The sequence below is a fragment of the Dyadobacter sp. genome (genome assembly GCF_039919315.1).
Lineage (GTDB): Bacteria > Bacteroidota > Bacteroidia > Cytophagales > Spirosomataceae > Dyadobacter.
This window is the reverse complement of sequence record NZ_JBDSFX010000011.1, coordinates 22377-35988: the sequence shown is the minus strand read 5'-3', so window position 1 is coordinate 35988 and position 13612 is coordinate 22377. Positions and strand designations below refer to the sequence as shown.

Annotated in this window: 11 protein-coding genes; 7 read left to right on the top strand and 4 right to left on the bottom strand. The window is 46.6% G+C overall.

Going from position 1 to position 13612, the window contains the following annotated elements; translation table 11 throughout:
- The first annotated feature begins 95 nt into the window (after positions 1–95).
- From hemN to ABIO93_RS03140, 3 genes are all read left to right on the top strand, one after another.
- Complete coding sequence (hemN, locus tag ABIO93_RS03150) at positions 96–1460, top strand: oxygen-independent coproporphyrinogen III oxidase (protein WP_348064346.1); 1365 nt, start codon at positions 96–98, stop codon at positions 1458–1460.
- Between the two features lie 79 nt (positions 1461–1539).
- Entirely contained in the window at positions 1540–2772 is a 1233-nt protein-coding gene (locus ABIO93_RS03145) for a PAS domain-containing sensor histidine kinase (protein WP_348064344.1), read from the top strand.
- A 21-nt stretch (positions 2773–2793) separates the two neighbouring features.
- Positions 2794–3858 (top strand): response regulator, encoded by a 1065-nt coding sequence (locus ABIO93_RS03140; protein WP_348064342.1) that lies wholly within the window; start codon positions 2794–2796, stop codon positions 3856–3858.
- Here ABIO93_RS03140 and ABIO93_RS03135 read toward each other — a convergent pair.
- Entirely contained in the window at positions 3855–5729 is a 1875-nt protein-coding gene (locus ABIO93_RS03135; protein ID WP_348064340.1) for a hypothetical protein, read from the bottom strand. The two genes, ABIO93_RS03140 and ABIO93_RS03135, sit on opposite strands and share 4 nt — an antisense overlap.
- A 59-nt stretch (positions 5730–5788) precedes the next feature.
- Between ABIO93_RS03135 and ABIO93_RS03130 the strand changes: the two genes are divergently transcribed.
- Positions 5789–7243: a TlpA disulfide reductase family protein gene (locus tag ABIO93_RS03130; RefSeq protein ID WP_348064339.1), complete on the top strand. Its 1455-nt coding sequence runs from the start codon at positions 5789–5791 to the stop codon at positions 7241–7243.
- Positions 7244–7321: 78 nt separating this feature from the next.
- On the opposite strand, the gene ABIO93_RS03125 is transcribed toward ABIO93_RS03130, so the two are convergent.
- Positions 7322–7711, bottom strand: coding sequence for a LytTR family DNA-binding domain-containing protein (locus tag ABIO93_RS03125; RefSeq protein WP_348064338.1), 390 nt, complete (start codon positions 7709–7711; stop codon positions 7322–7324).
- A 320-nt stretch (positions 7712–8031) separates the two neighbouring features.
- Here ABIO93_RS03125 and ABIO93_RS03120 point away from each other — a divergent pair, with 320 nt between their 5' ends.
- From ABIO93_RS03120 to ABIO93_RS03110, 3 genes are read left to right on the top strand one after another with little or no spacing between them, the layout of a single operon-like run.
- Positions 8032–8916, top strand: coding sequence for a histidine kinase (locus ABIO93_RS03120; RefSeq protein ID WP_348064336.1), 885 nt, complete (start codon positions 8032–8034; stop codon positions 8914–8916).
- Complete coding sequence (locus tag ABIO93_RS03115) at positions 8913–9992, top strand: histidine kinase (RefSeq protein WP_348064334.1); 1080 nt, start codon at positions 8913–8915, stop codon at positions 9990–9992. The genes ABIO93_RS03120 and ABIO93_RS03115 overlap by 4 nt, the downstream gene beginning before the upstream one ends.
- On the top strand, positions 9989–10786 hold the full coding sequence (locus tag ABIO93_RS03110; protein ID WP_348064332.1) for a LytTR family DNA-binding domain-containing protein: 798 nt from the start codon (positions 9989–9991) through the stop codon (positions 10784–10786). Before ABIO93_RS03115 ends, ABIO93_RS03110 begins: the two co-directional genes overlap by 4 nt.
- On the opposite strand, the gene ABIO93_RS03105 is transcribed toward ABIO93_RS03110, so the two are convergent.
- A complete protein-coding gene (locus tag ABIO93_RS03105) occupies positions 10787–12559 on the bottom strand; it encodes a hypothetical protein (RefSeq protein WP_348064330.1) in 1773 nt (590 codons plus the stop codon).
- 29 nt (positions 12560–12588) lie between these two features.
- Positions 12589–13611 carry a substrate-binding domain-containing protein gene (locus ABIO93_RS03100; RefSeq protein ID WP_348064328.1) on the bottom strand — a complete coding sequence of 341 codons (1023 nt, stop codon included), beginning with the start codon at positions 13609–13611 and terminating at the stop codon, positions 12589–12591.
- Position 13612 lies beyond the last annotated feature (1 nt).

The window sequence follows — 13612 nt, the reverse complement described above, 5'->3', positions numbered from 1 at the left end:
CCAACCAAAATATGTTTTTTTCATGACGACTGTCATGTTTTTCGCGTGGCTACCTGGTTAGCTTTGGAACCTCATCACATACATCAAAATTCACAATGGACAAGGACTTGCTGTTCAAATACAATACACCCGGGCCGCGTTACACCAGTTATCCAACTGTTCCCTATTGGCAAAAAACTGCTCCTACCCAGCACAAATGGTCAGATCTAGCCAATGAAGCATTTTCTGTTTCGAATGATAAAGAAGGGATCAGCCTTTACGTTCACCTGCCATTTTGCGAAAGTCTCTGTACCTATTGTGGCTGCAATACCCGAATCACCATTAATCACGCAGTTGAAACCAAATACATTGACGCTGTTCTGAAAGAGTGGAAAATGTACTTTTCCATTTTTGGAGGCACCCAACCTGTTATTCGTGAGCTGCATCTGGGCGGCGGTACGCCTACTTTTTTTAGTCCCAAAAACCTCACCAGACTGGTGAATGGACTGCTTGAAAATGCAATCGTTCACCCGAAAGCAAGTTTTGGTTTTGAGGCACATCCGGGCAACACCACTGACGAACATTTACAGGCACTATACCAGGTTGGTTTTCGAAGAATCAGCATTGGCGTGCAGGATTTTAATCCCATTGTACTCGCAATCATCAACAGACATCAGACTTACGAGCAAGTAGCGCACCTCACCCGCAAAGCACGCGAGATAGGCTATACCTCTGTCAATTACGACATTGTGTACGGTCTCCCGCAGCAAAAAGCCTGCTATATGATGCAGACTATGCTCCGCGTGATACAGCTCAAACCCGATCGCATTGCGTTTTACAGCTACGCCCATGTGCCCTGGATCAAACCCGGCCAGCGTAATTATACCGAACTCGACCTTCCTGATGCGGACAAAAAAATGTCCATTTACGAAACCGGCAGAAACGCGCTGGAACTGGCTGGCTACCGCGACATTGGCATGGACCATTTCGCATTGGAGACCGACGAACTTTTCATCGCCCAAACCGAAGGCCGACTGCACCGGAATTTTATGGGTTACACCGACACCCGTACCCAGCTGCTCATTGGTCTCGGTGCTTCCTCCATCAGTGATTCCTGGACCGGATATGTTCAGAATGAGAAAAAGGTGGAAGATTATTACAAGAGAATTGAAGCCAATGAAATCCCGATCGCACGCGGGCACGAGCTGACACGTGAGGATTTAATCATGCGCCGGCACATTTTAGAGTTAATGACCAGTTTTGAAACTTCCTGGACATCGTCTTCCGAAGTGTGTATGGATGTTTACAATGCGTTGGAACGATTATCCGAAATGGAATTCGACGAACTGGTTGAGATCGAGCCATTTCGGGTGCGGGTAACCGAAAAAGGGAAACCATTTATACGCAATGTATGCATGGCCTTCGACGCGAGGTTATGGGCGGACTTGCCGCAAACTGCACTTTTTAGTCAAACTATTTAAATAGCCGCTCCTTGCGGTGTTCACCTATGTCCTGTACCTTGGTATGTTTGATACAGATATTTTAATTCATACTCAGGTGATGACACGGCATATAGAAATGCTCGACGCCTTGTTCAAGCACGCGACAGAAGGCATTGTCGTAGTGGACAGAAGCGGCAGCATTGTAATGTTAAACCCAAAAGCCAAAGAACTTTTCGGGTATAAAGATCAGGAACTGATCGGAAATAAGATTGAAATACTCATTCCCGCCAGGTTTTCCAAAAACCACGTCGGAAACCGTGATGAATACCTGGAATCACCACGGGCGCGTGGGATGGGGCATTTAATGGACTTGTTTGCAAGACGTCATGACGGCAGCGAGTTTCCGGTAGAGGTAAGTCTCAGCCCATTCAAAACCAGCGACGGCGAGTTTGTCGTGAGTTTTGTGATTGATATAACGGAGAGAAAAAAACAGGAGAACCGCATCATTGAAGCCAATCTGGAAATTCAGAAACTGAATGCTGAGCTGGAAGAGCGCGTAGAGCAGCGCACCAGGGAACTGGCGAGTGCGATTCAAAGGGTGGAACAGTCGCAGGAAGAGGTGATCCGTGCCCTGAAAAAGGAACGCGAGCTGAACAATATGAAAAGCCAGTTTGTGACCATTGCTTCCCACGAATTTCGGACACCGCTGGCCACCATTCTTTCATCGGCCTCATTAATAGGAAGATACACCAAAACAGAAGAGGAGGACAAGCGTCATAAGCATGTGCAGCGGATCAAATCGACAGTAACGAACCTAACGGAGATACTGAATGATTTTATGTCGATCGGTAAGCTGGAAGAAGGTAGGGTTAACAGCGTTCCGATATTGACCACACTTCCGGCATTTTGCGAAGCCCTCATTGAGGAGATCAAAGGGCTTTGTAAAGAAGGTCAACACATTCATTTCCAATACACTGGCATTCACGAGGTTTGGCTGGACAAACAGCTGCTGCGCAATGTGCTTTTCAATCTGCTTTCCAATGCGATCAAATATTCGGAACCGGGCAAATCCATTTTCCTGAATGTGCAGTCGACACAGGAAATGGTGCGGGTGGAAATTGAAGACCATGGTATAGGCATTCCGGAACAGGATCAACAACACATATTTGACCGTTTTTTCCGCGCACACAATGCGGGTACCGCGCAGGGAACAGGCCTTGGATTAAATATTGTCCAAAATTACATTGAGCTCATGGGCGGAGCAGTACACTTTAGGAGCGAGGTTGGGAAAGGAACTGTTTTCGATATACAGGTTCCCAATCATGTGCCTTCTCAGGTGAAAAATGATTGATTCACAATTAATTACATTGTCTTGGAAACCAAAAAAGTACTACTGATCGAAGACAATCCCGAAATGCGGGAAAATACCGCTGAAATTCTGGAACTGGCCAACTACGAGGTCATTACCGCTAAAAATGGTAAAGAAGGAGTCCTGCAAGCCGCCAGCCACAATCCCGACCTGATCATCTGTGACATTATGATGCCTGAACTGGACGGTTACGGCGTGCTGCACCTGTTGGGGAAAGACGAACGCACCTCCGCCATTCCTTTCGTTTTCCTGACCGCAAAAGCTGAAAAAGAAGATTACCGCAAAGGTATGACCATGGGCGCCGACGACTACCTGACCAAGCCTTATGACGATGTGGAGCTGCTGAATGCTGTGGAAATGCGGCTAAAAAAGAGCGAACGCATCAAGCGCCAGTTTGACCGCTCTGCGGAAGGCCTCGATTCGTTTATGCAGGAGGCCAAATCATTCGATATGATCATCAAACTGGCTGAGGATAAGAAGGTTAAATTTTTACGTAAAAAAGAAACCATTTATACTGAGGGCAGCTACCCTTCCTACGTTTACTTCCTGCAAAAGGGAAAAGTGAAGGCGTACAAGTCCAATGATAATGGTAAGGAATACATTACTGATCTGTACAAAGAGGGAGATTTCTTTGGCTACCTGGATCTCTTGCAGGGTGAAACTTACCAGGAATCCGCCATTTCGCTGGAAAAATCGGAGGTAGCGATGATACCGAAGGATGATTTCTTCAATTTGCTGCAGGGTAACCGCGAAGTAGCCTCAAAGTTTATCAAAATGCTTTCCAACGAGATCAAAGACCGGGAGGAGCGGTTGCTGCAACTGGCATATAACTCCGTCAGAAAGCGGGTGGCGCAGGCACTGGTGATGCTGGCACAGCGTTACCAGGATGATCATTCCAAACCATTCTCCATGTCCATAACCCGTGAAGACATTGCATCGATCGTGGGAACCGCCACTGAAACCGTGATCCGGACGCTTTCAGATTTCAAAGACGAAAATCTCGTAGAAATGAAAGGCAGCCTGATCACGGTTTTGGAATATGAAAAACTGGCGCGCATGCGGAATTAGACTTCCGCCAGCTGCATTTCAATGATGTGTAGCTGCGTCAGCATTTCCTGGCGGTAAGCGAGCGTTTGGTTGGTGATTTCGGGGATTAGGTTTTTGTAATAATCAATCCCTTGGATCAGCTGCTCTTTGAATTTGGCAAAATACTTCGCCTTCTTGTCCGTCAAATCCTTGGCGTGGCGCTCCAAGTCCTTTTTCAGGTAATTCACATATAAAGTCAGCTCGTTAATGAACATATTAGGCCGCTCCACTTTTTCGAGCAGGTTGGCTTTTCCGTAAATGTGTCTGACCATTTCATCCAAAGAGAATATCCCGGAAAACCAGGCAAGATTAGGACCCGGGCAAATTGAAACGGCTTGATTCTCACGCGGTTTCAGCAGATCATTTTTCAGCAAAGCAGCGGTGGTAAGTCCTTCACAGAGACATAATTTCTCGGTCACTGCATTAATCTGTTCTTCCAGATCAGCCTGGTTCAGATCAAGCGATTGTAATTGTTTGATTTTGAGATGCTGGTATTCGCGGGACGCAGTACAGATAGGTTCCTCGGTGAATTCCGTATTGGAAACCAGGTACCGCTTGTTGCACGGACTGCCCGGCCTACCTTTCGCAATCCGTTCGAGGCGCTGCTTTTCCGCGCTGCTGTTTTTGAAATTATTGAAAAGCACACCCAGCGGAGAAGAGTTGCTGATGTAATAATCCTCACTGGTTGCCTTAGAAATGGCATTTAATGTCTGCTCATCCACATTGGTGACTTCCGGTACCAGCAGGAAAGGACTCCCCCAGCCCGTGGCGTCCATTTCATAATGACGCAATAAAAAGTCGTTTTCTTCCGCGGTTCCTATACCACCCTGCACGGTTATTTTCAACTCAGGCGGATGGTTAATTACTAAATTTTTACCTTCCAGCGCTGCCTGGTACATGTTGAAAAGCTCCGTGATCATCTCGGTTCTTTTGGTTTTAAATTCCTCCAAAACCGGGCCTAGCAAATAACCATCAGTCGCAAAAGCATGTCCCCCACAGTTCAGGCCGGACTCGATCCTGAATTCTGAAACCCAGATCCCTTTTTTGGCCAAAAACTTTGCCTGAATGAGCGCAGAACGAAAATCGCTTACTTTCAGGATTACCTTCTTTTTGAAATGACCATTTTCATCCGGAAAAAAGTCGGGGAAATTTTCCAGGTAGCTGTAAAGTCTAGGGTTCATTCCGGCCGAGAGAACGAGGGAGGAATTGAGGTTACTGTTTGCGAAACCTCGTAATGCGGCCAGGGCGTCCGTGTAAGCATCACCCAATAGGTGCCCGTCGCGGTCTTTGTTCACCTTATCTACCTTGGACATAATGTTCACATCAATCGCCCCTTTGGTTAGCAAGCCGCGCAGCACCAGGTCCGCATTCCGCTTTTCTTTCCCTTCGGGCATCGCCAGCAGGTTGGTATAGCGCTTTTTGAGTTGTGACGTTTCGGGTAAAAGGCTGAAATAACGATCAATGTCATGATGGTGACCGAAAGGTTGCCTACGAAGTTCGGCAAACTGTTCATTGACGATCCAGTTCATCAGGTTCAGATAGTCTGTGATCCTCCGGCTGCGGTAATCCGGCTCGGACTTTTCAATCGGGATATAAGTTTCTCCCTGCTTTAAATAATAATTCTTCCTCATTCGCTCGATCAACTCATCGTCCACAATGGATACGACCGATGAGATGCCGAAACGCGAAACTTTAATGGGTGTATCAACAGAATATCCCAGGCCTAAAACAGGAATATGAAAGGTATGCGACATGATCAGAATATGTTTGTTTTGCTTTAAGAGCAAAAATCCCGATTTCGCCTGACGATTTACATGACCATTATCATGGCGATTCGTGATCAATCGCATCATAATAAGCTTTTTTAAAGTAAAGGTCTATGTAACTTATTGTTTCACTAAACTCAGCTGCCATGTCTTATTGCTTAAAGAGTACCCTAGTCATTCTGATCTCCGTTTTTGCATTCGCCTGCCACGACCAAAAGGACACCGGAAAAGTAAAAATCTCGGTTAAACTCCATAATGGAAAAGGCGCGAAAGTAGATTTGATAAGTAGTAATATACTCTCCTTTGACACGATCATGCTCGGTTCTGTCAATGCCGACACAGCTGGCAGGGCATTTATTGAGATAGCACTTGATCAACCCGTTTTCGCTAATATTCAAAGCAATGATGAATACATTCAGCTGCTCCTGATCCCTGGTGATATAATTAACATTGAACCTGATAGCAGTAAAAAGCCTGGCGGATTAAGGTCTACCGGTGATGGCGCGACAGTGCACCAATACCTGGAAAAAACCAGGGCCCTACAACAAAAATATGAAGAGGTGAACGGAAAACCTGCCATTCACGCTGACCTGAACGAATTTATCGGGCGCCGCGATGCATTGCGTAAAGGGTATGATTCTCTGTATGCCAATCTATCAAAAGATCAGACGGTGAGCAAGTTAGCTTTACAATTGATGGCTAAAAAGAATCAAATGGCTCAGTACTTTTTTCACCAAAACTACATCAGCGCTCAATATGATTTCAATTTCAATAATCCTGAAATTCCTGCAACATTGAAAACGGTCATTAAAGATCTGCCTGATGATTCACTGGCTATGGCCGCCAATATGTATGAATACGGTCAGGCTTTGAACTTCTATCTGCAGGCAGATATTTTTCAAGAGGTCGGTGATGTGGCCAAAGATCAGGAAAATGATTCATTAGGCGATAAATGGCCGACCATTACGAACAATGTCATTAAAAAACGAAAATTATCGCCACGGCTTGACGCGCATTTCAGGGCCGCTAATCTAAATTATTATGTTAATATGGAAGGAATTTACCCTGAACTTCAAACCATCAGGGCTGATTTTAACAGAGATTGCAAAGTCCCAGCTTACAAAAAAGCCATTGATAAGAGTTTTGCCAAATGGGAAGCCATCGGACCCGGAAAACCTGCACCAGACTTCACAGGGCAGACCGCGGATGGTAAAAAAGTATCGCTCAGCAGTCTGAAAGGAAAAGTTGTGTATGTGGATGTGTGGGCAACCTGGTGCGTTCCTTGCCGGGAAGAGTTTCCCGATTCGAAAAAACTGGTCAAACAATTCGAAGGTAATGATCAGGTTGTATTTCTCTATGTTTCCGTGGATCGCGACGTGGATGCTTGGAAGAAGCTATTGAAAGACAACAGCATCCCCGCCGGAAGTCACATTAACGAGCAAACGGATCAGCCCGGCTCGCTTTGGGAGAAGTATCACTTGTGGGGAATCCCGCGGTATATTTTGATCAACTCGGACGGTACTATGCTGGAAACACATGCGCCCCGCCCCAGCTCCGGTAAGGCAGCGGCTCTGATCAAAAGTCATCTGAAAACGGTCTGAATTTGTTACAAAAAAAGAACACCGGTACCGGGACCCCATCCCCTCCCGGTGTTCGGCACCTCCTCACACTAGAAACTTTTACCCCGCGGCCAGGTACTCTCTCGACAGCAGCGTCTGAATTTCACGCATTCTTCTGCGGGCGATCGGCAGTCTGGCGCCGTTGGTGAGCAGTAACGTGTCCGGTTCCACGCGGGCCGTTACAAACTCAGGGTTAACCGCGCAAGACTTGTGGATGCGCATAAAATCCGCACGTAACGTTTCCATCACGCTTTTCAGCGTTTTGGAAACCAGGTAGTTGACACCTTTATGCGTATAAATGTGGGTATAGTTGCCTTCTCCACGCAAATGGGTGATCTCATTGGCGGCGACCCAAATGATCCTCCCCCGGACGTGTGCTGCAATCCGGTTGGGATTGGCATTACCGGCTAATGTTACAACTCTTGAAAATGGACTGATCGATGCATTCATGGCTAATAAAGATGGTCTGATTGATAACGCTATTTTTTCATGGCTCACTGTTTCTGACAGCGTGATACAAATGTGGCATCAACCCGCTCACTTATAAAACAGAATTTCGTCAGAATGTATGTTTTAGCAGTTGAAACTCACTTTTTAGCCTCTGATCTGTATTTCGTCGTTTTACGACTTTCCGGCTTTACCTTTATGATTGTTTGCCAAATGGATTAAAGGGCCAATTCTGACAATTCGGCAATTATTTATTACATCTGGCAGGCCCATAGCTTTTCTAACCGGCAAACCACCCCTATTTTTATGGTTTGTAAAATCCTATGATAAGCATTCGGTTCTGGTCATTTATTGCAAAAACCTACCCTGAAACACATCAGTCGGGATGGCGTGTTGCATTTTGGTTCATTTCCTACGCAGTCATCAGTGTTTCAATACTTTACCTGACCTTGTTTTTTTATAATAACGACACATTCTTCGAAACGGCCCCGCTGACGGAAGGCGTGATATGGTTTGTATTGGCAGTACTGGCAGGGTCGCTGATCGCGGCAGGGCTGACCGAGCTGGCTTTTACATTCAGGCAATGGAAATCCAATCAGCAGGAATTGCAACAAATGGCAGAAAAACAGTTACAAACTGAACTCGACGTCGTAAAACAGCAGGTTAACCCTCATTTTTTGTTCAATTGTCTTAACTCTCTCTCCGTACTAATTTCCGAAGCGCCTGCCACGGCCGAAAAATTCGTGGATGAAATGTCGAAAGTGTACCGGTACCTGCTGAGTGTGAATGGGCCTGACAAGGAAACCAATTTGGTTACCCTGGAAGCCGAGCTACGATTTATACGTTCTTACATTTACCTCCTGGAAACCCGTTTTGAAGGCGGAATCCATGTTCGCATTGAAATAGAGGACGTTTATCTGACGTTACTGATCGCTCCGATCACCCTTCAAACGCTGATAGACAATGCGATCCGGCACAATATCGTGTCCGCAGAGCGACCGTTACATATCCATATCACAACCACACCCACGGGACAACTGGAAGTGAGTAATAATTTACAGAAACGACTCGTCCGGATGCCATTCAGCACGGCCGGGCTGGCGACCTTGATCTCGCGCTATAAAATGTTGTTTAACCAGGCAGGAACCATTCAGATCAAAGAAAGTGAAGCGGGTTTCAGCATTCTTTTGCCATTGATCCACACATGATTCCCACATTCAGATTCGATTACATTGGACGGCTCATCTGGCTCAGCCTTTTCGGCAGGTGGATGTTTGCCCTGCTGGTACCGTGGTTTGTGCCAATCATCAGCTACCTGCTCATCGGCGAGCCCTACTTGTCCAGTATTTCTAATTTCCTGTTGGGCACGTTGATGGTACTGACGATGACCATTCTGGCATTCATACCGCACGATTGGGCGGCCCAGTACATTGCTCAAAAGTATCCTTCTATTCATTCCTCGACCAAAAGAGCGGTTTACACCGCTCTCGCTTTCTGGACTTTGACTTTCATATATGTTTCATTTTATGCCCTGCTGATCATCAAGTTCCGCCCGGTGAATGCGCAGTTGGATGCTGAAAAGATGGTCAACGTATACATTTTTGAGTTTTTCGCGGTATTGCTACTGACTGGTCTTTACGAAGTGAATTACTCGCTACAGAAATGGCGGGAGATGAAGGTCAATAAAGAAGCAATGAGAAAGGCCGGGTTGCAAGGCCAGTTACAGAGCTTGAAAAGCCAGGTAAACCCGCATTTTCTTTTTAATAGCCTCAATACCCTATCCGCACTGATCGGCGACGAACCTGCGCGGGCAGAGCAGTTTGTGGATGAAATGGCGAAAGTATATCGCTACCTGCTGCAAACGAATCAGGATGAGCTGACGACATTAGAAACCGAGATCAAATTCATTCAATCGTATTATCATTTGCTCCGTACCCGCTACGACGAGGGTTTGGAAATGATCATTGACGTGGATGAAACTGCCCTGGGTATGTACATTCCGCCGCTTACCTTGCAACTTTTGGTAGAAAATGCGGTGAAACACAATACGATACTTGAAAAAAAACCGCTATGCATTGTGATCCGCTCTGTCGGGGATGAACTTTTGGAAGTCAAAAATAATTTGCTGGAAAAATCGACGCGCGTTAAATCAACCAGGCTGGGGCTCGCCAACATTGAAGCCAAATACCGCCTGCTTTCTGAGCGGCAGCCACTTATCGATCCAGGCCCCGACTATTTTAAAATAACCTTACCCTTGCTTGCCGAAAAAACTAAAAACCAATGAATATATTAATTGTCGAAGATGAAAAGCTGGCTGTCAGAAAGCTGACCAAACTCCTGGAAGAAGCCGCACCCGATTTTGTGATCAAAGGTGTGACACCCAGCATTGAAGCCACGGTAGAATGGATTTCTCAAAACCGGGTCGCCGGCAACCCTGAGCCTGACCTGCTGTTTCTGGATATCGAACTCGCCGATGGACAGAGCTTTGAGATCTTCAATCGGATCGACATTCGCAGCACCGTAATCTTCACCACTTCCTACGACGAATATGCATTGCAGGCATTCAAGGTCAACAGCATTGATTACTTACTAAAACCGGTACAACTTGAAGATTTACAGCGCAGTATCAAAAAATTCTACGATCTCACCGGAGGCCAGCGCGGAACATCGGCTCATGTGCTGCCGCCCAATCTGGAAAATATCCTTAAAAACCTGCATTTGCAGCAGCCTGTCGCCGACTATCGCAAACGTTTTCTCGTCAAGCAAGGTGTAAAACTGCTCTCGATTGAAACCTCCGAAATCGCTTATTTCTATATTGATGAAAGTATCAGTTTTTTCAAAACACACCTGGGCCAGCGCTTTATGGTAGATTACCGGATGGACGAAATGGAGCTATTCCTCGATCCCGACCGGTTTTTCAGGGTTAACAGAAGCATTATTGTAACACACAGTGCCGTGGTGCAGATTCAGCCCTATTATAACAACAGGCTGGTGATCACATTGAAACCGGTATTTGAGAAAGAAGCCATTGTCAGCCGGGAGAAAACGAACGATTTTAAGAAATGGATGGGCAAATGATCATGAGTACATTACCGCAACCACTTGATTAGAAGTCAAAATCAATTCTTGATCAACATCCAAAGGCTTGCCAATATCCCCGAACGATGTAACAATGGACGCGATCTGGACCGGCACCAAATTCTCCGGAAGTATAACATTTTGCTCCTCCACCGAATGATTGGCGAGTAACAAACAGCTGGCACCTGGCTTGTGCAGCATCAGCGACGACACCATTAGTGGCAGATCACATTGCGTCACCTGTACTTCGTGCGGCTGCCATTTCAAGATAAAACCAAGCAGTATCCCTACCGGATAAATGGTCGTTTTTTTCATGATACCACCCGGGCCGGTCGTTTCGAAATAAGTAATTGCTGCTGCACCCGCCTCGGAAAGGTATTTCAGGCTGCCCAATGTCCAGGCTGCTGCAAATTCCGTATCCTGCCGGTCATCGTATGCATTATTTTCCTTGCAGCCTGTGGTGGCTACCGCATTAAAGCGCGGCTTTAACGTAATCGGGGAAATATGAACGGGCTTTCCGGATGTTAGTCGCTGAGCACTCCTGACCTGATCGAATTGAGCTGGCATATTTTCTACCATTGTTAGATTATCCGGTAAATGCACCTGAGGATTCAAGGAATAACACACAAAGTCCTGATTTTCAAACACAAATGCATGACGGTTCAATTCAGCGAAATTGGCATCCGTCCCGACTCCTACCCGTATGTCCGGCAAATCACAATGTAATAATGGAAGATATTTCTCAATCAAAGCCGCAGAAGTGACCCGTCGTTTCTCCTCCATCAACGCCACAGACTGAATGTTGGCAGTTTTGTTTTTCAGATTATCAATGAGCAGATTCCACTTACCTTCCAGTTCATCATTCACAAAAATCACCAGTTCCAATGGCAATTTCAACCGGCTGCTAATGATGCATGCACAATCCAGTTTTTCTTCCCAATTGTTGGTCGAAAGGAAAAGATCGGCACGCAAATGCGAAAACCCGGTTTTGGAAAGAAACTTGGTGTGATAAGGTTCTGGAATCGCAAAATCAGACGGTATTTGCAGGCCGATTGCCGGAAAATTCTGTCTTTCACCAAGCAATGAAATGCGGACCGCCTTTTTGGCAACAGATTGATAGACAAAGCCTCCAAGGCTCACGGTCAGGCGAACAGACTGGTTAAACCCTTCTCCTTTTACCACCTCCACCGGAAACGGAATCGTCAAAGGCGTACAATAGGTTTTGAATGAGGCGTCAGACCAGTTCCGTTGATCTTCGGTTTCGAAAACCTCTCCCTCAAAGTCCAATCGGGCGGTAATGCTACCGTTGACCAGCCACTGCATCGCGCTCACATTCAAAAACGTCTGGTGCGGACTAACGTATTCCGGGAAAAACTCGTGCGAAAAATACCCACCCGAATGCTCAATCGAGCACGGCCTTCCCGCTAGGCTGTCGGTGGGATGAAGGATACAAAGACCAATGCGGTTTTTAAGAAATTGACTGCGCGCTTCACCTTTGATCACAAAATGAATGGTACCGTCGGCCAGTCCGGTGATTTGTACTTTCCATGTGAACTTAACGCCCTGAAAATCTATATAACTAGTCAGCTTTACAGTAAAATGGTCAGTACCATCGTGAATCTTCTCTTTTTTGATCGTAAAAGGCAATGTTTTCCAATTCTGATCGCGGATCGCGAAATAGATCATACGCACAATCTCGCGATCGCCTACACGGATGTACCGGAGAAAGCCGTCGGCATAGTCGGCGGTAACAGGACCGGCATGCAATTGCATAAAGTTGATTTTTAGGTGTTTAGGAATAACTATGGTAAGAATTGCGCCACATTCTCCTTGGTAATGCGCAGTAATCCGGTGTTGATCGTTTGTGGAATATTAGTTATGCCTGCTTCGGAATCATTGGATGATAACCGATTGGTACTGTGCACCATATCAAACAAAAGTTGCCCGCCATACCAGGTAAACAGCTCCCTTTTCTGGCCTGCCAGCATCTGGATCACGCCGTCCCGCACCAATTTCAAATGTTGTAGTTCCCAATCGACGGTCGTTATTTTTATCTTTCCAGCCTTCCCCGCTTCCTTTACGGCCAACCCAATTCCCGGGCCTGAGTTAGAATCGAAGCCGCAAATTCCGGCAATATCAGGGTGCGCCGCGATAATGTCAGAAGTGACTTTCGAAGCGATTTCGACGCTCGATTTGTCTTCAAATTTACCGACGACCTGAATGTTGGGGTATTTTTTCAAAACATCCAATAAACCGCGAAAACCAGCCTCCATACTATTCAAACCCAATATCCCCATGTACGCGACCTTGCCTTTTCCGCCGATTAGCTTGGCCATTTCATTTCCCTGCATCCGCCCTATCTCGTACCAATCGGTCCCCAGAAACCCATGTCGGCGCGATTCCGGAATGTCCGAATCGTAAATGACCGTTGGAATGCCCGCGTCGACGGCTTTGTTGATCACCTGTGCAATACCCGGATCGGTACCGTTAATGAGCAGTCCGGTGGGCCGGGAAGCGATCACTTGTTCGATGGTTTCAATCTGTGCCGGAACGTCCCATTCCGGCGGGCCAAGTATGGACACTTTCACGCCCATTTTCTTGCCCCAGCGCTTGAATGCGGCCTGGTCGTGGTTCACATACATAGGCATGTTCACGGCCGTAGTCACCATCACATACTCCTCGTCCGGGCTCACCACATCCTGATCCACCACTTTGAAACCTTTGGAAACCTGCTCACCGGAACCTTGCCTGGGCGGCAACTCGCACGCACACAGGAGCGCTGCAAGCGTGAGACAGGCTAAAAATGAAAGCGATCGTGTATGCATA